General features: G+C 43.4%; 26 protein-coding genes and 1 pseudogene. 4 read left to right on the top strand and 23 right to left on the bottom strand.

Annotation, left to right across the window (positions count from 1 at the left end; translation table 11 throughout):
- Window positions 1-117: 117 nt before the first annotated feature.
- Window positions 118-624 carry a DUF2569 domain-containing protein gene (locus tag EL84_RS14310; RefSeq protein ID WP_047842146.1) on the bottom strand — a complete coding sequence of 169 codons (507 nt, stop codon included), beginning with the start codon at window positions 622-624 and terminating at the stop codon, window positions 118-120.
- A 352-nt stretch (window positions 625-976) separates the two neighbouring features.
- Here EL84_RS14310 and EL84_RS14305 point away from each other — a divergent pair, with 352 nt between their 5' ends.
- Window positions 977-1,921 (top strand): hypothetical protein, encoded by a 945-nt coding sequence (locus EL84_RS14305; RefSeq protein ID WP_047842145.1) that lies wholly within the window; start codon window positions 977-979, stop codon window positions 1,919-1,921.
- Window positions 1,922-1,940: 19 nt separating this feature from the next.
- Here the strand turns inward: EL84_RS14305 and EL84_RS14300 are convergent, their stop codons facing one another.
- Genes EL84_RS14300 through EL84_RS14290 form a run of 3 tightly spaced genes read right to left on the bottom strand, consistent with a single transcriptional unit; the run spans window position 1,941 to window position 3,897 of the window.
- Window positions 1,941-2,234 (bottom strand): RNA polymerase alpha subunit C-terminal domain-containing protein, encoded by a 294-nt coding sequence (locus EL84_RS14300; RefSeq protein WP_047842144.1) that lies wholly within the window; start codon window positions 2,232-2,234, stop codon window positions 1,941-1,943.
- Between the two features lie 19 nt (window positions 2,235-2,253).
- On the bottom strand, window positions 2,254-3,261 hold the full coding sequence (locus EL84_RS14295; RefSeq protein WP_047842143.1) for a phosphotransferase: 1,008 nt from the start codon (window positions 3,259-3,261) through the stop codon (window positions 2,254-2,256).
- A 42-nt stretch (window positions 3,262-3,303) separates the two neighbouring features.
- On the bottom strand, window positions 3,304-3,897 hold the full coding sequence (locus EL84_RS14290; protein ID WP_047842142.1) for a DUF4304 domain-containing protein: 594 nt from the start codon (window positions 3,895-3,897) through the stop codon (window positions 3,304-3,306).
- Window positions 3,898-4,199: 302 nt separating this feature from the next.
- Here EL84_RS14290 and EL84_RS14285 point away from each other — a divergent pair, with 302 nt between their 5' ends.
- On the top strand, window positions 4,200-4,694 hold the full coding sequence (locus tag EL84_RS14285; protein WP_047842141.1) for a PLAT/LH2 domain-containing protein: 495 nt from the start codon (window positions 4,200-4,202) through the stop codon (window positions 4,692-4,694).
- 284 nt (window positions 4,695-4,978) lie between these two features.
- Here the strand turns inward: EL84_RS14285 and EL84_RS14280 are convergent, their stop codons facing one another.
- The 5 genes from EL84_RS14280 to EL84_RS14260 all read right to left on the bottom strand — a co-directional run bounded on the left by EL84_RS14280 (window position 4,979) and on the right by EL84_RS14260 (window position 9,605).
- Complete coding sequence (locus EL84_RS14280; RefSeq protein WP_047842140.1) at window positions 4,979-5,518, bottom strand: NUDIX hydrolase; 540 nt, start codon at window positions 5,516-5,518, stop codon at window positions 4,979-4,981.
- Between the two features lie 164 nt (window positions 5,519-5,682).
- Window positions 5,683-6,360 (bottom strand): ABC transporter ATP-binding protein, encoded by a 678-nt coding sequence (locus EL84_RS14275; RefSeq protein ID WP_047842139.1) that lies wholly within the window; start codon window positions 6,358-6,360, stop codon window positions 5,683-5,685.
- Window positions 6,357-7,487 (bottom strand): ABC transporter permease, encoded by a 1,131-nt coding sequence (locus EL84_RS14270; RefSeq protein WP_047842138.1) that lies wholly within the window; start codon window positions 7,485-7,487, stop codon window positions 6,357-6,359. The genes EL84_RS14275 and EL84_RS14270 overlap by 4 nt, the downstream gene beginning before the upstream one ends.
- A gap of 67 nt (window positions 7,488-7,554) precedes the next feature.
- The gene (locus tag EL84_RS14265) at window positions 7,555-8,931 is read right to left on the bottom strand and encodes a sensor histidine kinase (RefSeq protein WP_047842137.1); all 1,377 of its coding nucleotides are present in this window, start codon (window positions 8,929-8,931) and stop codon (window positions 7,555-7,557) included.
- Window positions 8,928-9,605 (bottom strand): response regulator transcription factor, encoded by a 678-nt coding sequence (locus tag EL84_RS14260; protein WP_047842136.1) that lies wholly within the window; start codon window positions 9,603-9,605, stop codon window positions 8,928-8,930. Before EL84_RS14260 ends, EL84_RS14265 begins: the two co-directional genes overlap by 4 nt.
- Window positions 9,606-9,898: 293 nt before the next feature.
- Between EL84_RS14260 and EL84_RS14255 the strand changes: the two genes are divergently transcribed.
- Window positions 9,899-10,882: a cation diffusion facilitator family transporter gene (locus EL84_RS14255; protein WP_047842135.1), complete on the top strand. Its 984-nt coding sequence runs from the start codon at window positions 9,899-9,901 to the stop codon at window positions 10,880-10,882.
- A gap of 147 nt (window positions 10,883-11,029) precedes the next feature.
- Here EL84_RS14255 and EL84_RS14250 read toward each other — a convergent pair whose 3' ends face one another.
- From EL84_RS14250 to EL84_RS32535, 5 genes are all read right to left on the bottom strand, one after another.
- On the bottom strand, window positions 11,030-11,326 hold the full coding sequence (locus EL84_RS14250) for an SHOCT domain-containing protein (protein ID WP_047842134.1): 297 nt from the start codon (window positions 11,324-11,326) through the stop codon (window positions 11,030-11,032).
- A gap of 63 nt (window positions 11,327-11,389) precedes the next feature.
- Window positions 11,390-11,548 carry a hypothetical protein gene (locus EL84_RS32025; RefSeq protein WP_161799431.1) on the bottom strand — a complete coding sequence of 53 codons (159 nt, stop codon included), beginning with the start codon at window positions 11,546-11,548 and terminating at the stop codon, window positions 11,390-11,392.
- A 197-nt stretch (window positions 11,549-11,745) separates the two neighbouring features.
- Entirely contained in the window at window positions 11,746-12,774 is a 1,029-nt protein-coding gene (locus tag EL84_RS30860; protein WP_053061492.1) for a hypothetical protein, read from the bottom strand.
- A gap of 186 nt (window positions 12,775-12,960) precedes the next feature.
- Window positions 12,961-15,687, bottom strand: a complete 2,727-nt coding sequence (locus EL84_RS30855) for an InlB B-repeat-containing protein (protein WP_053061491.1) — start codon at window positions 15,685-15,687, stop codon at window positions 12,961-12,963.
- Window position 15,688: 1 nt separating this feature from the next.
- A complete protein-coding gene (locus EL84_RS32535; protein WP_053061490.1) occupies window positions 15,689-18,190 on the bottom strand; it encodes a X2-like carbohydrate binding domain-containing protein in 2,502 nt (833 codons plus the stop codon).
- A 259-nt stretch (window positions 18,191-18,449) separates the two neighbouring features.
- On the opposite strand from EL84_RS32535, the gene EL84_RS14230 reads away from it, so the two are divergent.
- Window positions 18,450-18,671, top strand: a complete 222-nt coding sequence (locus EL84_RS14230; protein ID WP_047842133.1) for a hypothetical protein — start codon at window positions 18,450-18,452, stop codon at window positions 18,669-18,671.
- Window positions 18,672-18,871: 200 nt separating this feature from the next.
- Here the strand turns inward: EL84_RS14230 and EL84_RS14225 are convergent.
- The 9 genes and pseudogenes from EL84_RS14225 to EL84_RS14185 form a co-directional block, all read right to left on the bottom strand.
- A pseudogene (locus tag EL84_RS14225) lies at window positions 18,872-19,756 on the bottom strand (aldo/keto reductase).
- Entirely contained in the window at window positions 19,719-20,093 is a 375-nt protein-coding gene (locus tag EL84_RS14220; protein WP_047842132.1) for a MerR family transcriptional regulator, read from the bottom strand. Before EL84_RS14220 ends, EL84_RS14225 begins: the two are co-directional and overlap by 38 nt.
- A 258-nt stretch (window positions 20,094-20,351) precedes the next feature.
- A complete protein-coding gene (locus EL84_RS14215) occupies window positions 20,352-20,915 on the bottom strand; it encodes a MepB family protein (protein ID WP_047842131.1) in 564 nt (187 codons plus the stop codon).
- A gap of 71 nt (window positions 20,916-20,986) precedes the next feature.
- Window positions 20,987-21,850 (bottom strand): phosphotransferase, encoded by an 864-nt coding sequence (locus tag EL84_RS14210; RefSeq protein WP_053061489.1) that lies wholly within the window; start codon window positions 21,848-21,850, stop codon window positions 20,987-20,989.
- Window positions 21,851-21,928: 78 nt separating this feature from the next.
- On the bottom strand, window positions 21,929-22,402 hold the full coding sequence (locus EL84_RS14205) for an NUDIX domain-containing protein (RefSeq protein ID WP_047842130.1): 474 nt from the start codon (window positions 22,400-22,402) through the stop codon (window positions 21,929-21,931).
- Window positions 22,403-22,422: 20 nt separating this feature from the next.
- Window positions 22,423-22,971: an HAD-IIIA family hydrolase gene (locus EL84_RS14200; RefSeq protein ID WP_047842129.1), complete on the bottom strand. Its 549-nt coding sequence runs from the start codon at window positions 22,969-22,971 to the stop codon at window positions 22,423-22,425.
- A gap of 43 nt (window positions 22,972-23,014) precedes the next feature.
- Window positions 23,015-23,230, bottom strand: a complete 216-nt coding sequence (locus EL84_RS14195; RefSeq protein WP_152683026.1) for a hypothetical protein — start codon at window positions 23,228-23,230, stop codon at window positions 23,015-23,017.
- Window positions 23,231-23,252: 22 nt separating this feature from the next.
- Window positions 23,253-23,525 (bottom strand): hypothetical protein, encoded by a 273-nt coding sequence (locus tag EL84_RS14190; protein WP_152683025.1) that lies wholly within the window; start codon window positions 23,523-23,525, stop codon window positions 23,253-23,255.
- Window positions 23,526-23,560: 35 nt separating this feature from the next.
- Complete coding sequence (locus tag EL84_RS14185) at window positions 23,561-24,424, bottom strand: DUF4085 family protein (protein ID WP_047842126.1); 864 nt, start codon at window positions 24,422-24,424, stop codon at window positions 23,561-23,563.
- Window positions 24,425-24,426: the final 2 nt, after the last annotated feature.

Here is a 24,426-nt window from a genome sequence, read left to right as displayed (position 1 = left end):
CCTTTTCACTTCTATAATGAACACTATACCTTACACTGTATGACTAGCCCGGCATATATACAATAAACCCGATCTCAGATAGCTTCTATCCAAGATCGGGTATTTCCTGCTTACCATTTATCTTACAAATGTGTTATGAACTCGCTCGGATTTGATAAAGTAAGGAATCCAGATGGCACAAGTAAGTACCGACTTGCCAATATCTCTTAACGAGTTTCCATCCTCAAGTTCTCTCGCCATCGGAATCTGAAGCAACAATAGATAATCAATGATACTAACGGCTAGACTGACACTATAAAATATGATCATAAGACGAGGAAAGATCGATTTTCTACTATACAAAGCAATGATAGTATATATGCTAAACACTAAAAACAGTGCGTTATATACCGTTTCAAAAATAACGACCGGTCCCCATAGCGGGTGATAATATTCAGATTGCTTCGAAGTTAGCAACTCCCAAGTCTCTGTTGTAAGCATGGGCAAACAATACATAACCAATTGGAGCGCCAGGAAAATCAACGTAAGAAATAATCCAATCTGGACGAGAATCAGCCAACCACCTAAGCCCGATACGCCTAGTGGACGGTAGTCTGTCTTTTGCTCTTGAATATGTGGTTCCACCTCTTAACACTTCCTTAACTAGTTTTGTTTTTCTGAGATGAGTCTTCCTCGTAATTGTAAATTGAATCTACGGGTGATTCTTACCCCTTCATTCACGTGCGTTGTATGTATTTTCACACTCTCCTTATAGCAATCTCTCCGCCCTCCTATTATATAGAATTTTACACAACTTCCTTATTGTACTACGAGTGTCAAGGCACAGGTTACCAAACATCATACTCATCCACTGTAAAAGCCAAAGAAAGACCTTCGCTATACTTCCGCCATGTTCAGTAAAGTACACGTACGTCATAATCCTCTTATACAGATGCAGATGGTGACTCTGAATTTGACTACAAAGGAGGATATGGATATGACCAATCCCAAAGTAAAACTTTTGCCTTTTGCCGACATTTCAAACTATGTCGAGGGCTTCGATATCGTTTCCACCCAGTGGGGCGGGGATGGCCTTGTTTATGTGCTTTTGATGAATCAGATCCCCCAAAGAGAACGAGGTATGTTCGTCCAAAGTAAATTGAATCAAAGCTATACGTACAAAGTGCTTATTGTGACAGATCAAACTATCGAGGAAGTTGTCATCTGGGGACAGACGTTCAATTATCATTACGTACAACCATTGCATGATCATCTGCTGCTCGTCGGAGCACGGTGTGCGAATTACGGAAATGAACAGTTTGATCTGAACGCCAAATTGTGTGATTTAGACGGAAATACGATCCGCGAGTTTCTGTTGGGAGACGGTATCCAAAGTGTACAGGTCACAGAGAAGGGAACGATCTGGACCAGTTACTTCGATGAAGGGGTATTTGGTAACTACGGATGGAGCGATCCAATTGGATCAAGCGGTCTGCTGGCCTGGGATGAGCACGGTAATAAAGTGTACGAAAACCGCGCAGCTGACATTGCAGATTGTTACGCACTCAATGTGGTAAATGAGAAGCAGGTCTGGTTCTACTTCTATACCGATTTTGAACTCGGTTGTATCTCAGGGGGAACCAGTGAACCTAACGTAACATTTATGAATCCAAACATCTCCGGTTCCTCTGGCCTCAGTACGGATGGTTATCATTTCTTGTTCGATGCCGGGTACGGTAAACATGGGTCGTTTGTGCTTAAAAAAATGGAGAAACCCGGTAGATTGAACAAGGGGCAGAAGATTGTTTTGTTAAATGAGGAAGATCAGCCCTTCAAGCAGGCACGGCAGGATTTTCGCCAACATCGTCTGCTACTCAGTGAAGGTAACTTCTTGTATCGGGTAACGATGGAGGAGATTACTTCAGCTTCTGGTTTGGATTAGTGGAACAACATGAAGAGGGTTATTTCTTAAAAGACATTCCCTCTTCTTCCAAAGCGCTTCTTAGTTTGGGCATAGCAGACGGTCCGATTCCGTGCAGCTTCAGGATTTCTTTCTCCGTGTACTCCGCAAGTTGCAGTAGTGTTGTAATGCCTTCATTCTCCAAGGCACGTCTGGCGGGAGCTGACAGCAAGGCTAGAAATCCTTCTGTCGGTTTACGTTCAGCTTCGCACGTCGGACAGGTTGGGCAATCACTTTTTTTATAATACGAATGTCCTTGTTCGCATGTTCTGAGTGTTCCTTTATCGTTTGCCATGTGGGCATCCCCTCCTGGATTAAGTATTCAACCAGTTCTTTATATCTGAAATCATATTTTCGTATTGTTTCAAAGCCTCTAAAGTCCTAATGACTTGGGATGTTCCTACTAGCTGTTCCTCTATGTCCGTACATTCAATCCACAGTGACCGTTTAAGACTATACTCGAGCCAGTCCAACTTTCCAGCAAAACCAATATCCAGAACCACTTCCCAATTGGCTGTTAGACTCCCCACTCGCTTCTTATATCCACTTATAAAAGCCAAGAACTTTTCCTTGTTTATACTTCCAGCGCTATCTACTGACCAATACACAGCTGTTTCTACCAGATCATGCATCGGATTAATATAACCTGCCGATTCCCAATCTATAATAATAGGTAGGTCTTGTCTCCACATCACATTCTTAGGTTCCAGATCTCTGTGACTAATAACATTATTGGATGCTAACATTGAAGATGAATTCTTAGCTTTCATGCTCCACTCATACACCTTATCCATATTGGAATCCAAAATCTTAATCCATTCCGAATTCTCATTTCTTCCTTTGTTCAGATAAAACATCCAATCTATTTTTTTAGAATTAGTCGCCTGTGGACTATCCAATTCTAGTTGTCTAAAATCCGTTTTATGGATATCTGCAAGGATCGTTCCCATCAGAGAACTGTTATTGATAGTAACTTCATCTTGTTCCAAACATTGACCCTCAATCCAATCAAATATTAGATAGAATTGATGATCAATGTTATGTATAGAAGCACCCTTTAACCTTTTTGCAGGTTGAGCATGGATATGTTCAGCTGCCACGTCTGCTATTTTTTCTGAATTAATATAATTTTGCACAGCAGCAGGTCGTATCATGATCTGGGGATTCAATGCCTTAACTGCATAATTAGCTTGCGTCGTTTCAATGGCGTACATTCGATGAAGAAGTCCACCTGAAATCGGTTTGGGCGAACTGATCAATTCACCAAGCTGTAATTCATTACACAGTTTCTCAAAATTTAAATTATATTGAGTATCGTTCATATGTTATCCCCTCTCATTTTGGCTATTTGTCTGGAGCAAAGATTACATTCCGTACTCGGCAAAAACGGCTGCATATTTCTTTTCTAATATCGTCCAGCGCTTTTCGGCTCCGTATTTGGCGTGCAGTTGCTGTAAATAATGCTTGGCTTCTTCCGTATCGCCGGCTTTTAGCAGGAAGCGGAAGGTTACTTCGCTTAAATGTAGCGCTGTCTTGTCCATATAATAATGGACTATATCTCTGGCCCCTGTTAGCGAGTGCAGGAATGACATGCCCTCTTCCAAATGTGACACCAGTTCTTTCGATAAAGCGTCTGGATCGATATCAGGCGTTAGGGTATAGTGGGCGGGAGCGGAATGGGCTATTTCTCTGATTCGGCAGGTGAAATGAGATACGAACTCCAATATGTCTCCATTCAATCCAACGGAATGCAACTCCGCAAGTTCGGTGGATTGAACACCACAATTAACATAAAACTGGACTTGACGACTGGTGTTATACTTTGCTCTTTGAATGTTGAACTTGTATGCGAGGTTTCCATCCGCTTTGTAGAAATTCAGATTTTTCTTAGAATAGCCGTGTTTGGCAAATACGGGTTTGACTTCTGTATTGATGATCTTCTTAAAGAGTTCCTGCATTAGATATTACTCCCTATTCAAATATATGAATTATTAACATCACATGAAAAACCACTTTATATTTTGTTGTGTAAAAAATAAATACAAACTCTCTATTAGCTTTTCATTTGTGCTACATGTGTCACTTTAGAATAGTTCTTTACTACTAGACTATTCTATATTTACACTTCAAATCCTCCTACTTTATAATCAAATTGTATTATTATGTATATAAATATAGGATTTTCATATATAATAGAAAATGTAATATATCAAATTACATATTTGGTGTAAATATCAAAAATGGATGGTGAGTTTACAAAATGAGAAAAAAACTATCGATGCTCGGCTCTTCACTGTTATTAGGTTCATCTTTATTGTTACCTGCTTCAGTTTTTGCAGAAACCGTAGATGCTACGAGTAACAACACTTTGCCGAGTAATAACATTGAAACTAATCAGAGTAATCTTAAAGCAGCATTTAAAGACCATCTGATTACTTTTGTAACTTCTAATGAAGCTGATGCAGGTACCGATTCTTTAATTTGGATAAGCATTATCGGAAGTAATGGAAAGTCCAGTGAAATATTACTTAATAATTATAATATTGACAACTTTGAAAAAGGAAAAACAGACATCATCAACTTCAGTAGTGAAGATGTTGGACAAGTGCAAGCTATAGCTTTAAAGTCAGATGGTAGTGGTTGGAAGTCTGGCTGGTTAATCAGCAAAATCACCCTAGACGGAAAGCAATTCAATGTACCAGGACGTTTCTTTGGAGAAAACGGCCTAGATAATGTTGTGTTATTCCCTAAATAATACAATAATCATAAAAGCTTAAATCGGATAGCATACCGATTTAAGCTTTTTTCATTAGATATGAACTCCGTAAGTAAAGCATAATTCTTCTATCCATGTATATTAATCTCTATTATCATAAAATTATTCATCTTGAACATATATTCCTGATGGATACGCTCAATCCCCCAATATGCTCGGTTCAGTTCCAATTCGGGTAAAGTATCCAGCAACTCATTAATTTTATCTCGAACCATCATTACCCCCGTAGGCTATTTGGAATTAGAATACCTAACCATTGCCTCTCACTGTTTAGCTTCTTCTCGCAGTACATAAGCCAGTTTGTACATCTCCGCAATGTCATGTCTGTTCTGTTCCTGGAATCTACGGATCGCTTCATCAACCTCTACCACTTCCACTGCAACCACCTGCTCGCCATCCTCCGGATTCAGCGGATCACCGACAAGTTCAACATCTCCATATCCGATGATTCGTACGAAATTGGGATGCGGGATATGCGGTCGATATGGCTCCAACGCACTGGATGTACAGTGGAATTGACCGAAAATCTGATAGGACCGCATTTCTGCCCCAAGTTCCTCCATCAGTTCGCGCTTCAGTCCATCCATGTAATGCTCACCTGCTTCAAGCGTGCCTCCGGGCAGCTCCCAGTCTCCATTATCCAATTGAAAGACGACACATTGATCCCCAACAAATGGAATGATGCTAATATTACTCACCAGCTTTTCATCCACGATGTCGTTTAATCTAAACTCTGCCTCAATAATCCCCCAATGAATCGACGTACTCAGTGCCGGGAATTGTTCTGCATTTAAGCCGCTCATCCACATCAGTTCCTCTCTATGTAAAATTCACTATTCTTCCAATTATAGTCGCAAACAAAGAAAGAAGGCCACCTCCCCACCGGGAATATGTGACCCTCTTCTTACACTCTCCGCCCTTAAGCCTTGGATCAATATTGTCCCCAGACTTTCAGACCATGCTCCTTCTAATGCTGTACCAACTTTCCCTTTTCCAAAAAAAGAACCCGGCTGCAGAGCGGCAGAACTCGCTCATCATGCGTAACCATCACTGCACTCTTGCCCTGCTCTTTCACGAGCCGTGCAATCATGCCGACAATATCCAGCCCACGTTCCGCATCCAGGCTGGCTGTTGGTTCATCCGCGAGCAGGACAGCCGGATCGTTCATCAAGGCCCGTGCAATAGCGACCCGCTGACGTTCCCCGCCAGACAGCTTCTCCGCATACGCCTTCCGCCGATGGGTTAACCCTACCGTATCCAACAACTCATCCACTCGTTTCTCCGCCTTGTTTTTATCCGATCCGGCGAGCTTTGCAACGACCATGAGTTGTTCTTCTACTTTCAGATACGGAATGAGGTTGGCACTTTGAAAAATAAAACCAAGCTGCTGAAGCCGCATATCGGATATATCTTGTTTGCTTTTGCCCAAAATAGAAGCCCCGTCCAGCAAAACCTGTCCTTCCGTAGGTTCGAGAAGTGCGCCAGCAATGGACAGGAATGTACTTTTACCCGAGCCGGAAGGCCCCATCACAGCCACAAGTTCCCCTTCAGCAACCTCAAGGTCCAGTTTGTCCAGAATCGTGCGTTTGCTGCCGCCATCTTCAAAGGTCTGTGTAATTCCCTGTAATACCAATCGGTTTCTCATGCTGCTGTCCTCCCAATCGCATCAAGTGCATCAATTTTGCTAACCTTCCACACCGAGAATAACGAACCCGCCACAGACATGAGTATGAATAATACACAGGTCAGTGCGAGAGTGGACAAGCCTAATTGAAATGGCATTGATGCTGGCAAGATGGACTCGAACAGTCGAACCAACAGTACACTAATTATCAGACTACCAACTGACAAGACCAGAACTTGTAACGAAACGCTCCCCGCCAGATAACCATTCCGCGTTCCGATGGCTTTTAATATGCCGAACTGACTCGTCTTCTGAATTGTGATGACATAGAAGAATACCGCAAGCACAAACGCCGAGATGACATATAGAAATGCGATCATCATGAGCAACGATCCCTGCTCTTCCTTATATCCAGGAATGGCCGATACAGCATCCGACTTTGTGATGACTTCCATATTAGGCATTGCAGCACTCAGGCGGTCTACCTGATCGCCCCCATCCTTAATCGCAATAGCATTGTATATCGGAGCATTGGCATTGGTGTCTGCTGAACCTTGCGAAGTTCGTGAACCTCCTTGAAGCGTAAGCCATTCCTGTTCATTCAGGAACACCACTGGGGAGTGACTGAAGGACTCATTTTGTACAAATCCACCAACGGTCCACTCCGCTCCCGAAGCTTGATCGACGAGAACAGTGCCAATCGTGACGCCAGATTCAGACAACTTATGATCTACCACAACCTGCCCGTTTGTCTGATCTGTAATCGGAGTTCCTTCGGTAACGGTTGGAGCAAGCCAGCCCTCCGGATTAACCATGAACAGCGTGACATCGATCTTTTTTGTGTCGCCGGTTGGACTGACGGTTGTCATTTTCACACCGAGTGGCTCAGCGTTCTCTTGCCCCACTACGGAGCGAGCTTGCTCAAGCTGATCCTGATCCACTTGTGACCGGGTGAACCGATGATTCGAATCCTGCTCCAGCACAAAGTGGGTTGCTGCCATATTTTTGACCGAAGCTGCGTTATCATACGCCAGCCCCTGTGCAAGACCTGTAACAAACAGTACCAGAAATGAAACCAGTACCATGATTGTAGCAATTAAGGCATAGCGCCCTTTGGCATACCTCATTTCCCGAATAGCCAAGTACATGTTCTGTGACCTCCCTCTTGATAATCCAAGTATAGGAGGCGAAAATGAACGGCAAATGAATAACAGATTACATCTGCGGAAGTGTCACGATAAAGACCGTACCCTCAGGCGAACTGGAAACCTCGATTGTACCGTCATGAATTCGAATTATTTTCTGCACAATGGCAAGTCCAAGCCCGGTTCGTCCGGAAGAACGTTCCCGCGCACGGTCCACCCGATAGAATCGATCGAACAGGAAAGGCAGATGCTCCGCAGCAATCCCGTCTCCTGTATCCCGAATCTGAATCACACACTGGTTATCCATCTGCTCGGCATGAATCTCGATGCTTCTTCCCTGTGGCAGATGATTCACTGCATTTCCCAGCAGATTCATCCACACCTGCATGAGCAGCACTTCATTGCCCACCAGCTGGATGGAATCGGGCACCGAAATCCGAAGGAGTAGTTCTTTTTCTTCCAATTGCCATTGCAGCACCTGAACCGCTTGCCGGAATTGATCTCGCAGAGAGAACTTTACTTTGGACAGATCTTCGTTGCCTTGTTCAAGGGAAGACAGGAGAAGCAGTTGTTTGCTGAGCAAAGAGAGATGACGGCTCTCCTCCTCAATGATTGATGCATAGTGCTCCCGTTCCTGTTCAGGCAGATCCCGATCCGCCACCAATTGGGCAAAACCCTGAATCGAGGTCAGCGGTGATTGAATCTCATGCGATACATTCGATACAAACTGCTGCCGCGCCTGATCTACCCTCTCCAATTCACGACTCATGGTCATGAAATGCTGGGCCAATTGCCCAATCTCGTCACGCCGTGTGGTAGGCAATTTCAGATTATATTTTCCTTGAGCAACGCGCTTGGTTGCCTCGGACAGACGTTCAATCGGATTGACCAGATAGCGGGTACTGATCAGAAAGATCAGGATACTAATACCTATCGTCAATGCTCCAATCAGCGCAAAAAAGATCCGCAGCTCACCGAATTGCAGAATTACATCCGGACGCATAAAGAGGGCGTAATTCGCATTGCCTAGCTGTAGATGAACACCCACGGTATTGCTTAATTGATTATCAAAGAAGCCGGTAATGAACGGTTTGCTTGGAAACTGGGCGACGCCATGGTATACCTCACCATTCAACACCAGTTCTACAGCTTGTTTGTCCAAATCTTTCTCTCGAAATTCGCGGCCGTAGAATTGGTCGTTGCCTTTTCCATCCGTCACATAGATTTCGTACCCAAGTGCGGCGGCATTGTTCAAATACTGCTCCATCGTGCCGGGTTGCTGCTCCACAAATTGCTTCATATGCGTCGCGATGCCCACCAGCTTCTCATCATTGAAATCCTTGAGCTTTGTATGATAGTAGATGTTGGACAAAAGAAAACCGAGCATGCCGCTGACCATAATCACCGCAATTGTAATGAGGAATACCCGGACGTACAAGGTCCTCAAGGTGCTTTCACCTCCATCTTGTAACCAATACCCCGCACAGTCTGAATGACAAAATCGTCCGTATAATCGGTAAAACGATCACGCAGCCGCTTGATGTGCACATCAACGGTACGATCATCTCCTTCGTAGTCTGCTCCCCATACAAGCCGAATGAGCTCATCCCGCGAGAACAAACGGCCCGGAAACTGGGCAAGCTGTGAGAGTAATTCAAATTCTTTCATTGGCAAAAAGAGAATGGATTGCCCGTCAGTAACCTCAACATTGTTACGGTCAATGACAACCCGGTTCATACGGATGATATCGCTGGATGTGCGATGGTACCGACGAAACAACGCCTTTACCCGATAGACCAGTTCTTCAGGTTCAAATGGCTTGGTCACATATTCATCTGTTCCTTTCAGATAACCGTCTCTCTTGTCAGATAGCTGATCTCGTGCCGTCAGCAACATAATTGGAATGTCGTAATGCTGCCGAATGTAATCACATAACTCCAGTCCATCCATACCTGGCATCATCACATCGAGGATCGCCAGATCGATCGGCGTTTCTTGCATCAGTTTGACCGCTGCCAATCCATCCTGTGCTTCATGGACCCGATACCCTTCCTTGGTCATGACATGCCGCAGGAGTGCTCGAATATTGGCATCATCGTCTGCCAGCAGCAGATGTTTCATATGGTTGTCCGCCCTTCTATGTAACAAGTACATCTCACTTTGATCCTGCACAGATGGTAGCATAAAAGCAATCTCATTCGCCAGCACACATTCCCGGAAACACCGCGGCCATGTTTACATTTCCATGAATCTGGTTGACACTATTATGAGGCGCAACTATAATAAAACCATAACATATGAACGAACGCTCATATATTCATTTGTAGGTGATCAAACATTGCCAAGAATCATCTATATTCCACACTAGAAATCATATTACATAACGGAGCAAGGCTCCAAAGGAGAGGATTTATATGTCCGGACATCATCACGATCAGAACCATGGGCACGATCATGGACACAACCACGCTCACACAACCAATAACAAGAAAGTACTGTTGTTTTCCTTCATTATTATTACCATCTATATGATCGTTGAAGCCATTGGTGGATTCATCACCAACAGTCTCGCGCTTATCTCGGATGCAGGTCATATGTTGTCCGATTCCATAGCGCTCGGGATCGCTTTACTGGCGTTCACCTTTGGTGAAAAAGCAGTAAATACCGGCAAAACCTACGGCTACAGAAGATTTGAAATTTTGGCCGCTACGTTAAACGGAATTACGTTAATCGCCATTGCACTCTACATTTTCTACGAAGCGATTGGGCGTTTTATCAACCCTCCAGAAGTCGCAACCGTAGGCATGTTAATCATCAGCGTCATTGGATTGCTCATCAATATTCTGGTGGCCTGGATCATGATGCGTGGTAGCGATACAGAGAATAACCTGAATATGCGCGGGGCTTATCTCCATGTCATCAGCGACATGCTGGGATCGGTTGGGGCCATTGCGGCAGCCCTGCTCATGATGTTCTTTGGCTGGGGTTGGGCCGATCCACTTGCGAGTGTAATTGTCGCGGCACTGGTATTGCGTAGTGGGTTCTATGTCACCAAATCATCCCTGCATATTTTAATGGAAGGCACTCCAGCCAATGTCGATGTGAATGAACTGGTGCAGACCATCAAACAAGTCGAAGGTGTCAAAGGTGTACACGATGTGCATGTCTGGTCCATTACCAGTAACCTGAATGCGCTGACCGCACATATCGTAGTGGATGGAACGATGGATGTCTATGCATCCGAGATCCTGGTTCAGAAGATTGAACACATGCTGGAACATAAAGAAATCAAACATGTGACGCTCCAAGTGGAGTCCGAAAAACATCTGCATGACACCTCGGTGTTATGTACCGTCAAAGGCGACGCACCAGATGCCCATGCGCATCATCACCATTGAGATGGGTAACAAATATTAGTTGCTTCTAAATGAAAACAGGGCAGATTCCCCGATGAAAGGAACGCCCTGTTTTTATTTTCCTAAGTTCAGCTTTTTGGTATGAGTAGAAAATAGAATAGCCTTTACCTAACCGTAGCGGGCTCTGGACTACTTGTATCTGGAGAGTAACTTCTCTTTCTTTTGATCGAATTCATATTCTGATATGATATTTTTTTCTTTTAAGTCACCTAGCTGAAGCAGTTGTTCATGAACATTCACAGGGGTCTTTTTTCTCTTGCTTGATATGATCAAGGCTAGAATTGAGAAAAGCAGACCATACAGGACACCCAAAATCCCCAAACCTGCCGCTACCTCCGCACTTTCTTGCGAACCATCTATAAAAACTACGATTAATAAAAAATTGAGTAAGAACCCAATAAGGCTAACGATTGATAATGCTTTCAATGAATATTCCTCCTAAATGTTATGTATGTTCTATTCAAACTTCAGGAAAGGTCGGTCAGAAGACTAAACATTAACCTCGTCCCAGTTTATAATGACGTATCCAAGCTGAAACAACAGGATGACAATATAACTGATGTTGATTCCCAAACTGGTCTTAACTTTCTTGATCTGATCCAAGTAGTCTTCTTTGTTCATTTTTCCGCGTTCCAGCTTGGACTTCATCCAAGCCTTTCTCAATTCCTAGCTTAAAGCTTACATTCACGCTTAAGGTCAGAATGACTAATCCAAAACCTATAAAACTTAAATACGGTGTGAATTTGTTGCTTCGCATGTGCTCTTCCCTTCCGGCAATCTCCATTTGTCTAGTGACTGTTTCATTCAAGATTGCAGATTCACTGTAGCCCAAATACTCAACTTCATTAATCTCCGCCACCACCACAAGATGAACAGCTGGATGAGCTGCAAGAAGAGTCAGAAGATGATCCAGATCCTCCCGAGGAACTACTATTGTCTGTACATTGGTCCGTATAACAGCTGGAACTGCTCGTGCAGCCACTGCTTGACGAGGAACCATAGGCTGCCTTTTCCTGTGGAAGAATTTCCTGTTCCAGCCGCCCCATGTGTAACCCATATGTCGCCTCGTTATGCATGGAGTAATACACCATGGCGCTAGCCATGACGAGAGCTACATCACTACTTCCGGAAGATGCTGGAGATAGCTCTTCTTCACTTAGAGTTGCCGATCTACGTAGTTGATCAATCAAGTAGATAATAACCTGAGCAGCTTCAGGATCCTCCTGCATGCGTCTGGCATGAAACAGTTCATTTACCAGTTCGAATTGATCTCCCTGTGCGATCAGCTTCTGTACATCACTGGATAATGGGTAAGTGAAAAAATCACCCCATATTGCAGCACTGTAGGGGGTGAACTCAAATAATTGACAGTACACCCAGTCAAACCATGCACGTGCTCCTGGCGTTTCGCGGCGGGTGATTGCCGGCTCATGGTGTACCGTGGAACCCATTAATTCTGCACAAAAATCAGCGTAAGATTTCGTAAACATCAGCATCTCATGCCACAAATCATCAACTTCATCACTGAACATGGGCACCTGCTTAAGTAATGAAGCCATAATGAAATATCGCTTAAGTTCTATCAATTTCCACCGATACTCCAGCGTTTTCATGTGAGGATATTCCTGTTGAATTCGGATCTTGAGTTTGTTGGCAAAATGCTTATTGTAACTCTTCTCCAATTGAAGAATGGTTTGCTGATAGGAGACTTCTTCTCGAAGTCCAAGATTCAATGGTGCTTTTTTTCGTCTGTACGTAACTTTCATCTGTTTTCTGCGTCTTCCTGCTGCTGGACGGAAAATCTTGAGCTTACGTCGAACCAAATAGGCTGTTACAACTAATAAAACTGCTGCAAGGTAGTAGTAGGTCGGCATAATAAAAACCGCTCCTCTCCGTGATCTTCTCTATGTAGGGTTAAACTATCATTAGTATATATAACAATACCGATATTTTAAAGAGCCCTAGCATGTATGTTCCCTGCTCATCATCAATTAACAACAAAAAAACTAGGCTCTATTAAAAACATAGAGCCTAGTTTTGTACATCAGTAAATTATCCCATCAGTCATTCGGGTTATCAATTAGATTGGTCTCTATCAAAAACCTTTGCACTATCGCTGCAGTTTCACCTCGGGTAAGGTTCTTTGTAGGCATCAAGCCTTCATTCGATCCTTCTACAAGTCTGTTCTTCACAGCTGCAGCCATGGCCTGCTTTGCCCATAATGCAACCATTGTTTGGTCTGCGAATGGAGACAGCAGAGAGTCTGGAGAGGCTCCGTCAGCTGCTATACCCGCCAGTCTCATCGCCCGGTTTATGATCACCAATGCTTCCTGCCGAGTAATAGCTTGGTTAGGAGCAAAGGTCCGGTTCTCATAGCCTTCAATCAAGCCATACTCCACAGCCTTAGCGATAGAGCCTGCGTACCAATCACTGGACAAGACATCATTGAATGCACTCTCGGTGCCAGTGTCAGACAAGCCCAACGCACGAACCATAATGGCTGTAAGTTCTGCTCTAGTGATGACATCATTCGGTTCATAATGATTCTCATCTTTACCTTTGATAATCAATCGGGAAGCCATATCATTAACGGCCTGCTTTGACCAGTGACTTTCCACATCCGCAAAGGTCTTTGGATTCCAGATCAGGAAGTAATCGCTGTTGGTGAGACTGTTCACGGTCGCATAATTCTTCCCTTCACGAGTCGTGAGATAGGTTGGTACGTGGCGTACACGGCCATCTGAATTCAGCACGGCTGCCGTCGTCACCTTGCTCACATCGATACCAGCGGGAAGCGGAATTTCACGTTCCACGTAGCTGCTAAACTGCTCAACAGCTACTATTTTACCATTGTAAGAAGCTGTTACATTAAAAGTGACCGGCGGGGCTGCAACCTCAAAGCCTCCTTGCGCAGAAGCAGTCTCGGCGAGAACAGCTGTATCCTCATCGCTCTTAGCAATCTCCACCTGAACGACAATGTCAGAAAGTTTAACTTGTTCGCCCAGTTTAGAGGAGATATCATCGATGGTAATTTGCCCAGCAGGCAGCTTATAGGTACCGTTTGTCGTTTGTACCTCCAAGATCGATTGTTTAATTTCCATACTTTTCACTGCTTCACCGGTCAAAACCACTAATACTTTGTCTATTTTGGCGGTCACAGGAATGACCACGGTGGATTTGTCAGCCGCCTTCTTAAGTTGATCAGCTAGTTTGAATGAATCAATTGTAGCCTTCAGCACCGATTTTCCGTTCTCTATAGCCGTCGATCCTGTAGCAATTTGGTCTTTCACAACACCGTCAACAATGACTTGAAAACCGACTGGTTTATCGTCGGACGACGTACTTGGAACGGATGGCAAGCCAGAGTTATTTGTATTATTAGAATTGTTTGAGTTGTTTGAGTTGTTCGAACCATTGCTTGTCCACTTCGCATACAATGTCATATCCGAGGTGACTATATCCGTTGCAAAGTTCCAAGCATTTGTACCCGCTGCTTCTTGGTACCAACCTGCAAATGTGTAACCGGCTCTCGTCGGTGCTGTCGGAGCACTGATTGTCGTGCCACTATTCACATTGGAGATACTGGAAACCTTGCTACCTCCCTGCGAGTTAAATGTAACCATATGTTGCACTGGTCCCTCGATTACGGTTACCTTGCCAGGGGTAAGCATTTTGTTCATCTCTATCCCTGATTCATCCATGATGGAGAATAGATCGGAATCTTCTGTCTGCACTGTCAGCGCCTTCTCGCCTAACACTGCCTCGCTCTTCACTTTGAAGCTAACAGTAAACATTCTCTCTCCGGCCAGGATCGGTGTATCTCCCCCATCATTATCTACCCATACTGTTTTGAGCCAGCCTGCATCGTTATCGTAATTGGAGTCGAAGTAATCTCCAACGTTTCCCGTAACTCCCGTTACTTCCAAACCTTCTGTGTCAAAATCAAGCTGTACGCTATAGGCTGCTATTCCATAAGTTAAGTCGGTCACTGTGACTGGTACGTCCACCGTGGAGCCAGGCGTTCCGCTCACCGAGCCAACCTGAATCTGCACCGCGTGCCGCGTCCATTTCGCATACAACATCATATCAGACGTTACCGCGTCTTCTTCAAAGTTCCATGCATCCGCAACAGACGCCTCCTTGTACCAGCCTGCAAACGAGTATCCCGCCTTCGTCGGCGCTGGAGGAGCACTGATCGTCTTGCCGCTGTCCACGTTGGTCACACTCTCTACAACACTGCCTCCCTGTGAGTCGAATGTCACAGTATGCTTAATCGTACTTTTTGTCTTTACCGTTACCTTCCCAGACTCAACTGAGGTGGAAGCGAGTTCATCACCCTCGTAGAGGTCATGTTTTATCACATTAAAATCCCAATCTCCAGGCTCTGCGGAGTCCGTGATTTTGAAATGAAGAGTGAATGCCTTTGTATCTGCTTCTGTAATGAATACTGGATTAGCCTTGATATTGATCGTCCCATTACTAGAAAAATCCGATTCAAAACCTCCTTCATCAGAAATGACCCCCAACTCATCTGTCACTTCATTTCCAGGTACCAACGCCAACGTAGATTCATCAAATCCAATCGAAATATCATAGTGATTGATCAGATCCTCCGGTGTCAAATGTACCGAAATGTCAACGAAATCTCCAGGATATCCTTGTTCGCTGCTTACCTTAATCGAGTTTGAAGCTACATCTGAACTAGATTCGGCATAACCCATTGTTCCAAAAGTTAAAAATAAAACGACCGCCATCATTATTGAAATCCATTTTTTCCAAGCCATCATATCAACCCTTTCCTACGGCGATGGCAAGAATCGCTTTGACATCCTCATCGTCCCATTTCCCATCACCATTCATATCAAGCGCGTGCAATTGCTCCGGCGTAAGTGTAATCTTGCCTTTCATGTATTTGGTTAACAAAAGTGCATCAGCAGCAGTCACTTTACCGTCGCCATCTGCATCTCCCATGACAAACACCGTGTATTGTGCAGTATACGTTACATCAGCTGTTACTGTGGATGTACCTACTTCATGACTACTAAGCTTAGTGATGCCACCATCGCTGCTCCATCCTGCAAAATGGTACCCCTTAGCAGGCGTGACTGTCGGCACGTTTACTGGATGTCCGCCAATCTCTACCTGCTCGCTCGTGCCGTCGATTGTCCCATGCTCTCCTTGTAAGTAGCTAACCGTCGCGACCTTTGGTGTAGTGTTATTAATTGTAACTACCAGCTTCTGTGTAGCCCCTGTACTAAAGGTAAAGTTCAGGTCTATTGTTCCTTCTGCTTGTTTGACCAAATACTCCTTACGGATCGTCACAGTACCCGCAACCATCTTGTAATCGCTGTCCAATACGAGCTTCTCGGCTCCATTTTCAATTCCAGTGAATTCATTCCCATTTAAGACGACTTCTGTTTCAATATCCTTGTAATCTGCAGATGAACTGTTTTTGTCAAAAGAAGCGGTTGTAGGATTGATCGTGCTGTTCATAACCGATTTTCGCAAAATAAGTCCATCCAAACCTATCACTACATCCTCGCTTCCGCTTGAGATACTGCCGCGCAGATCAACCTTTGTCCCGCTTATTTGCTTGGTCCAAGTGATACCATCCGGTGAAGTAAGCAGGACTCCAGAGTTACCAGTAGCCTTAAATCCATTCATGTCATAATGTATGCCTTGAAGCACATTATTTACCGTACTCGTTACAGTACTCCAGTTTTCCCCGTTGGAAGAAGTGATGATTTTTCCACTTGGTCCAACGGCAATAAACAAACCGTTACCGTATGCGATATCATATATATACCTTGAAGAGTCACTCGGTTGTTCCTTCCATGTAACCCCATCAGGCGATGTCACAACTGTACTCCCGCCTACGGCAACATATAAACCATTTCCATAACTAATGTCAGTAAGCGGAACTGACACTCCACTTGTTCGGCTCATCCAAGTTTCACCATCCGGTGAAGTCATTATTTTGCCAAAAGCCCCTACAGTCACATATTGATGATCACCATATACGCTATCCAAGAGTGTCCCTTCATCTAATAATTGCTCTGTCCAAGATACTCCGTTAGATGAGGTCATAATAAACCCAGTATTTGAGAGTCCAGAAAGTTCTTTATACCCTACGGCTATGAATTTGCCGTTACCGTAGCTAACACTACTAATATAATCTCGTTTATACGGGAAAACTGCCTTTTTTCGGTTCACCCAATTTTGTCCATCTTCAGATGTGTAAATTGCACCTATCAGACTCGTCGATCCTATCATTTCATAGCCAGCTGCAACAAACATGCCATTGCCATAAGTCAGGCTTTCAAGACCTGCAGCTGTTCCCCTCAACTGATCTGTCCAAGTCATTCCATTATTAGAGGTTAAGATCACACCACTGTAACCAACAGCAAAAATGAGACCATCCCTAGCAAAAACACCATTAAGATCCTTTATAGTACCTGTGGTTTGAACTGTCCAGTTCATTCCGTTAGCTGAGGTCACAATGGTGCCTCCTCCACCGACTGCTACATATAAGTTATTAAGGTTGTCATAAGTCACTGTGTTAAACGTGACCGTGGAATTGCTGATTGCGGTTGTCCAACTGTTACCATCACTGGATGTGGCAATCAAACCACCTTGACCAACAGCTACAAATTTGTTATTGCCATAAGTTACTCCATTAAACATATAGGTATTGTTGACTGTTGCTGTGCTCCAAGTAGTTCCATCGGCAGATTGGATCACAGATCCTCTTTGCCCGACACCAACAAACTTATTCTTGCCGTAAGTAACACCCATATGATATGTACTGGTTACTGGCTGCCCCGTCCAAGTTATCCCGTCTGTGGATGTCATAACAATTCCATTGGCCCCTACTGCTACGAACTTCCCGTTGGCAAATACAACGCTAGTTATAGCATAAGAGGTGATATTCTGTCTCTGAATTTTCCATTGAGTTTCACTGTCTACTAGGGTTACTATCAAACCACTTGATCCAACTGCGACAAATCTACCATTACCGTAGGTGATACTTGCTAGATTGGAATTCACTGCTTGTGGATGGTCCGAGACTATCCAATTCTTACTATCAGTGGAAGTGATAATTACTTGATTTCGTCCCACAGCGACAAATTTATTGTTCCCATAGGCTACAGCACTAATCGAATTAGCCGTAGGGAATGGACTCACCTGTTCCCATTCGCCAGAAACAGCTTGCGCAGAATTTTGCGTCATGAATGCCACCATTATCAAAAATGCCAGTATAATCACTAGCCCTCGTTTGAAAGATGCCATCTTTTTGCCCCCTATGCTCCCCTTCAAATCATGTTCCTCCTCATTTACATTTAAAATTTGAAACTTCACGTGAATTATAACAAACGATTCTGAACCGATTCTGAACATGCGTTTTTTGTTTTCCCAGCCGCAAACGCAAAAAAACGCCATACAATTCATAATTATGGCGCTCAATCAAATCATACCGATTCAAATTTATCCATTTATCCCTTTTTTTCTTAGGGTCAACATTTAATTTCCCACCAACGGGTATGGAGACATGGAATCAAACTTCTCTGTGCCTGGAACGTTGCTTGAGAAAGAAAAAGAACATGATCAGGTCATAAATAATCTAAACCAGAATATTGAGCAAACTCATTCTCAAATTAATGGCAAGCCTAAAGTCATGGTCGTTAAAGTTCTGAGTAAAAACTTATATATTTTGATGAAAAATCCTACAAACCCATCAACGCGGTTAAAAACAACCACATTCTGGTTGTAATTGATGAAATATGGGCTTTAAAAGGCCCGTTGTCTGGAGCGGAGATTCTGAAGGAAGCTTTGCCGTTCTTTGCGAAATAAGCCGTGTAGTATAAGTGTTGCGTAAAAGAGACTTTCGAGGATGAAAGTCTCTTTTGCATTACATCTTTGCTTTTAACAAACAACTACTTCACTACTAATAACAAGTTATAGGGACATAATTTACCCATTAAGCTGAGTCATCATTTCTTTCATATAACGTGTTCCATAGACCTCATCATGTTGAGGGCTTACCTTTTCAATGCGAGCTAAGTCATCAGGTGTCAGTTCAATCGTTGTAGCGTCCGCGTTTTCCTCCAAATATTTAATTCGTTTCGTTCCCGGAATCGGCAATGCGTTATTAGCCATAGTCCAAGCCATAGCCAATTGTGCAGATGTACAACTCTTAACCATGGCGATCTCTTTGATTTTATCCACAACTTCTATGTTTTGAGGAAATTGTCTCCTTGGAACCTCGGCATATATCTGCGCAGATCATTATCATCCAAATCTTCGAATTTCCGTATCTCACCTGAGATAAACCCTCTGCTTAATGGACTGTATGCAATATGGGTAATATTCAGTTCTCTCGCAGTTGGTAGAATCTCGTCCTCAATATCCCGGCTCCACAGGGAATATTCGCTCTGCAACGCAGAGATCGGATGAACGGCGTGTGCACGGCGTAAAGTGGAAGCCGATGCTTCCGACAAGCCAAGGCAGCCATCGCGCCAACAGTTTCCTCAATCGGAATCTGAGGATCTACCCTATGTTGGTAATACAGATCAATATAGTCGGTGTTCAGCCTGCGAAGACTTGCTTCTACGGCCTTTTTCACGTAATCCGGATGACCATTCAACGTCTCATAGTTTGGGGTATACGCGAATTCCCTAGCAATAATGGCCTTATCGCGACGTCCCTTCAGCCCTTTACCCAGTAGTTCTTCATTATGACCATTACCATACACATCAGCTGTATTAGCAGTGTAACGCCAATCTCCAGTGCCTGATGGATGGTCCTCATTGACTCCTCATCATTGGTTTCCCCATACATCCCTGGAGACATGCCCATAATTCCCAGTCCAATTGAAGATACGAAGTGCTTCGGCAATTTCAAGTTGGCGGCGATGTAACTCCTCTTTGTATTCGTGAAGGATCGCTTTCCGTTGTGGAATCGTTGAATCCCCGTCCAGTGCCAGACTAACCATATGTTTCAGTGTAGATACTTTCATACCCGTTGCCCGGAAACAGGACATCAGTCTCATCCAATCCAGATGTTCTTCCTCGAACATCCGATTTCCATGTTGATCCCGTTGAATGTAAGGGAGTAGTCCCTCCTTCTCGTAGTAACGAATTTTATGTGCAGGACAACCCAGCCGCTCCGAAGCTTCTTTTATCGAGAAAGCCATACTGCTGACTCCTCCTTTATATTCATTTTTGGATGCATTTGGCCGGTTCTTTTACATCCTAAGGCTTAATGTTCACATTAAGGCAAGCACAAATTTCAAAAAAATCAACTGAACTGACGTTCACTATTCTAACAAATGGAGGACATAACACATGCTTCAGTACTGGGAAATAACGATTAGAGGAGATATGACGAAAAGATCGGTGACAAGCTGATATTCAGAGGAAAAGAGTTTGGAGATGCCGGGCTACTGTTTCGCTTACTTTAATCGCTGGGAGCCATAAAGTACCCTGGCATGATTACAGTTCAACGGTTCGGTTTCAGGTACTTCCAAGAAGTATTCCAGCTGCCATTGCTGCGTTTTTAGAGCCTGTTTACTTGCTGGCTTGTCCCAAGGCGGATATACACGTAAGGCGCGCTTGCCACCTTTGCCTTGATCCGATACGATATCTCGCTGCAACAATACATGCTTCGGAAATACAAATTGACCAAAATGGCTACCTGAGCGCGTACTAATGACATACATATCTGCTGGATCTGATACATCATATGGCTGTGTCGATCCATCCTCACTCCGCTGCCAGAGGGTAACAAATTGTCCGATCTTGGTTGGGGTTGTTTTGGCGACACGAAATCGAATGGACAGAGAATTTAAGGTGAACACATATGCCCCATATTCAGCATTTTGTGCTTCTTCATGTGGTTGTGAGCATATAAAGCCACACTTGTCATAGATAAGTGCTTTACTGGCAAGTAAGTCACCATGAAGTATATCGGGGGTTGTCCAAGCATTCGAACGATTCAAACTACTTTTGTTATCCAACTTGTGATATCTCTCCTGTCTTGTACAGTCTGAACTAAGGCATTAGCGATAGCAATAAAAACTCTGCTAATTCAAAGTTCCTGACATAATCGCTTCCATCCCTGCCATGCCTTCCAATATTCAGGCAGATCATCCGGATGATGCTTGTTACTCAACCCAATTCGGCAATATAGATGGACCAGAGCTTCCTCGATCAATCTGGATTTATCCATTTCCACTTGTTCCAGAAGTTCGAACGTAGCAAATAATGTTTCTCTGTTAATATCATCTGGCGAGGAGCTAAAAGCGTACAAGAAATCATAGAGGATAGGTCCAACCATTGGAGATGGGTCAATAACGCCGATGAGTTCATTTTGATCATATACAAAATTATGGACCCCCGTATCTCCATGCAAAAGAAACTTCTCTTCTTCCTCATCAAAGAGACGATCCACTTTAGAATGAACCAGATTATAATCATCTGTCGTTAAAATATTTCCGATATTCATCTTTGCTTCATGAATACTAATCTGATTGAATTCTTTCCATGTCCTCCGTGGGAACTCTATTCTGCCCCATGATTTCGTATCTGTAGAACGCACATATGTATTGAATAACTCTTTCACCAGACGAGTTAACCACTCTCTCTTCAGGCCCCGGTTGAAATGGGTCGTACCTTCCATATACGTATAAATAAAATAAGTGTTAGCCGGATCAGTGTACAAAACTTCAGGCAATAACGAAGAATTCTTATACGTATCCAAAAACTGCTGGGCGATGTTAATCTGTTCGGGTTCATCCGATTTTAGAATATAGTGTTTATTCAGGCTCGTACTCAACCGATACACACGTCCAGCTGTGGTACCTGACAAACTTTGAATTTCAGATATTTCTTTGTTGATCTGATGCATCTTGAATAAGTTATTGATCTCATTTACCGTTGGATTGATTAACATATGGTTCTCCTCATAATAACTAGGATCTGAATTCATTTGGTAAACATAAGTTAAGTTTTGATAAAAATGCACAGTGGCTTACCTTTCAAAACGGGCTCGTTCTTCTTGGTTGGAGCTAAAAATGTAATCTGGGTACTTGTTTGCCATGGGTGGAAGCTGATCCTCGGGGAAAAATTGCAGATCCTTCATCTCTTCATTATCGGGCGTAAGTTGTCCAGATCTGATCCCGCATTCAAATACGATAGTCAAATATTCAACCTGATGACCATTGCTGTATGTAAACCGTCTTGCTTCACCCCCGTATATTCCGATAATCTTCTCCGGTTCAACAACTAGACCTGTCTCTTCCAGTGCCTCTCTTACCATCGCTTGCGCCGGTGTCTCACCAAGCTCGATTGCTCCAGCAATCAGCCCCCAGGTTGATTCGTTATGTTTACGACCGAACAGAATCTCCCCTTGTTCATTTCGGATAATCCCAGCTACACCCGGCATAAAAATAAGCTCATTGCCGATCTTTTCCCTGAGGTTTTTGTAATAGTCTGACATACCCATCCACAGTTACCTCCTGTCTTCTATTTTCTGATTTCCCTTCCATCAATGATCCATTGTACGGCATCCCAAATATCCTCTGCGATATAATCGGGTTCAGTCTCCGTCCATTTGTCTCTGAATTTGGTTAATGAAGATTCCCCCCAGCCTGTTCTCACCATGATCTTGGTCGCTCCTACGGCATGGGCAGCAAGCATGTCTGTATCTCCTACATCTCCAATAACGATGCATTTGGATAAATCCAGACCGAGTTCCTCTGATGCCTGTAATAACATTCCGGGTTTAGGCTTTCTGCAGCTGCATTCTTGCTCATGCGGACATATATAGGAGTGATCGAATCCGTACTCGCGAAATTGCTCTTCAAAATCCTCAACACTTGCTTCTCCACGTGAGATTCGATATTGATTCGTAAAAGCCAGTACCATAATTCCTTCTCGTTTCAAAAGCGTAATTGCTTCTTGAGCATTGGGGTATAATCTGAAATCTCTCGGATGAATAAAATGACCTGTACCACCGATTGTTCCATCTCTGTCTATAAAAACAGCTTGTACGTTTCCCTGTGGTTTCATCATGGTCTGTTCCCTTCTCAGAAAAATTTTAAGTCTTGTCGTTCATCTATACTTTCTCATCGATAATATGCTTGCTACCATCTTGCTGTTTATGGTGTTGCAATTTTTTAATTTCAGTTTTTAGATAGTGTACTTCTTTGATCAATACATCCAGCTTTTTCGATGTTTTGGATGAATCTATCGCATACCGTACAATTGCAGCAAAGATAAGAACGACAATTAAACTTATAATTGAGATCACTAAAGTCCAGATAAATTCCAAAATGGTGTCCAACTCCTTGCTGTCAAAATAATAAGTCATAAAACTCTTCTGAAAACCAAAACCATATAATCCCCAGGATAACCATAATGGTGCCTAGTACTTTTAATATTATTTCGATATGTTTAGGGATATCACTATTGGGAGGGTTATCTTCAAACTCGTAATTCGGTTTAATATTTCGATATCTCATCAGGACAAATATTTTGTATAGAAAATCAGGAAAGAAGTAACATGCAATACCCACGACAAATACGGGAGTAGATAAATAACCAAACGTACTGGTGGTCCATTCCATCTCTATTCCCTCCATATTCATCCTCTTGGTCTCTCTCATTCTTCCTCTACGAGAATATCAGCACAGCGAACAATCAACTCAGGCATATTCTCTCCATCAAATAGAACATGAAGCTCATATCCGTTATCAATCCGGTACAGCTCCTGATACAGCCAGTAAGTGCCTACAATCCCACCGTCTTGCTTGATGATTTCTGGTGCAACCAGTGTAAGTTTATTTATGTTGGTGAAGCCCCCGCGGGTGTCAAAACGAATGAGCACTTCCTCTCCTATCAGCAGTTCCGTTACCGTACAATCATGAAATTGAACCCGGCTATGTATTTCATCGGGGATATCCTGTTCCATCATTACTTCCCTGTATTCATTGGATACACGCTCCATCTCTCTCCAATTTTCTGCACTCTGTTTCTTCAGCTGTAGCATAACTTCTTTCGTACAGTAGCCCAACGTAAACACACGGATATCTGCGATTTGTTCAAAGATCTCTTGGGGTAAACGCGCTTTCTGGTGTTTGCAATCCCATTCCAGTTTGTTTTTAAACTCTTGCTTGTAGCTCAACTCGTCAAAAGGAGGCCGTACATCATAATCTGCGATTAATTTCTCGATCCGCTCTCTTTCTTCGGCAGGCATCTGATATACTTTTTTATCATCTTCCGATATTTCATTCCCACTAAAAAACTTTTCAGCAGGGACTAAAACATGACCATTTTGCTCCAGCAAAAAACGAGGATCTGTGTTGTACATCTCACGCTGAAGCTCAATATACTCTTTTTCTTTTCTTTTATACCGTCGTAGAAAAAGTGCTTCGTTTAACTCGTAAGTTCCTCTATGTACCCTCATCCCAAAATGAAGTCCTGTTCGTTGACACAGCTCATACCATTCTTTCGTTCGATATTTCATGG

The organism is Paenibacillus sp. VT-400 (assembly GCF_001029205.1).
GTDB lineage: Bacteria > Bacillota > Bacilli > Paenibacillales > Paenibacillaceae > Paenibacillus > Paenibacillus amylolyticus.
The sequence above is the reverse complement of the archived record's forward strand: the minus strand, read 5'-3'. Positions and strand labels throughout refer to the sequence as shown.

Coding starts and splice junctions, on each gene's coding strand:
- EL84_RS14305 (WP_047842145.1), top strand. CDS start 977: ATGACCAATCCCAAAGTAAAACTTTTGCCTTTTGCCGACATTTCAAAC.
- EL84_RS14300 (WP_047842144.1), bottom strand. CDS start 2,234: ATGGCAAACGATAAAGGAACACTCAGAACATGCGAACAAGGACATTCG.
- EL84_RS14295 (WP_047842143.1), bottom strand. CDS start 3,261: ATGAACGATACTCAATATAATTTAAATTTTGAGAAACTGTGTAATGAA.
- EL84_RS14290 (WP_047842142.1), bottom strand. CDS start 3,897: ATGCAGGAACTCTTTAAGAAGATCATCAATACAGAAGTCAAACCCGTA.
- EL84_RS14285 (WP_047842141.1), top strand. CDS start 4,200: ATGAGAAAAAAACTATCGATGCTCGGCTCTTCACTGTTATTAGGTTCA.
- EL84_RS14280 (WP_047842140.1), bottom strand. CDS start 5,518: ATGAGCGGCTTAAATGCAGAACAATTCCCGGCACTGAGTACGTCGATT.
- EL84_RS14275 (WP_047842139.1), bottom strand. CDS start 6,360: ATGAGAAACCGATTGGTATTACAGGGAATTACACAGACCTTTGAAGAT.
- EL84_RS14270 (WP_047842138.1), bottom strand. CDS start 7,487: ATGTACTTGGCTATTCGGGAAATGAGGTATGCCAAAGGGCGCTATGCC.
- EL84_RS14260 (WP_047842136.1), bottom strand. CDS start 9,605: ATGAAACATCTGCTGCTGGCAGACGATGATGCCAATATTCGAGCACTC.
- EL84_RS14255 (WP_047842135.1), top strand. CDS start 9,899: ATGTCCGGACATCATCACGATCAGAACCATGGGCACGATCATGGACAC.
- EL84_RS32025 (WP_161799431.1), bottom strand. CDS start 11,548: ATGAAGTCCAAGCTGGAACGCGGAAAAATGAACAAAGAAGACTACTTG.
- EL84_RS30860 (WP_053061492.1), bottom strand. CDS start 12,774: ATGCCGACCTACTACTACCTTGCAGCAGTTTTATTAGTTGTAACAGCC.
- EL84_RS30855 (WP_053061491.1), bottom strand. CDS start 15,687: ATGATGGCTTGGAAAAAATGGATTTCAATAATGATGGCGGTCGTTTTA.
- EL84_RS32535 (WP_053061490.1), bottom strand. CDS start 18,190: ATGGCATCTTTCAAACGAGGGCTAGTGATTATACTGGCATTTTTGATA.
- EL84_RS14230 (WP_047842133.1), top strand. CDS start 18,450: ATGGAATCAAACTTCTCTGTGCCTGGAACGTTGCTTGAGAAAGAAAAA.
- EL84_RS14220 (WP_047842132.1), bottom strand. CDS start 20,093: ATGGCTTTCTCGATAAAAGAAGCTTCGGAGCGGCTGGGTTGTCCTGCA.
- EL84_RS14210 (WP_053061489.1), bottom strand. CDS start 21,850: ATGTTAATCAATCCAACGGTAAATGAGATCAATAACTTATTCAAGATG.
- EL84_RS14205 (WP_047842130.1), bottom strand. CDS start 22,402: ATGGGTATGTCAGACTATTACAAAAACCTCAGGGAAAAGATCGGCAAT.
- EL84_RS14200 (WP_047842129.1), bottom strand. CDS start 22,971: ATGATGAAACCACAGGGAAACGTACAAGCTGTTTTTATAGACAGAGAT.
- EL84_RS14190 (WP_152683025.1), bottom strand. CDS start 23,525: ATGGAATGGACCACCAGTACGTTTGGTTATTTATCTACTCCCGTATTT.
- EL84_RS14185 (WP_047842126.1), bottom strand. CDS start 24,424: ATGAAATATCGAACGAAAGAATGGTATGAGCTGTGTCAACGAACAGGA.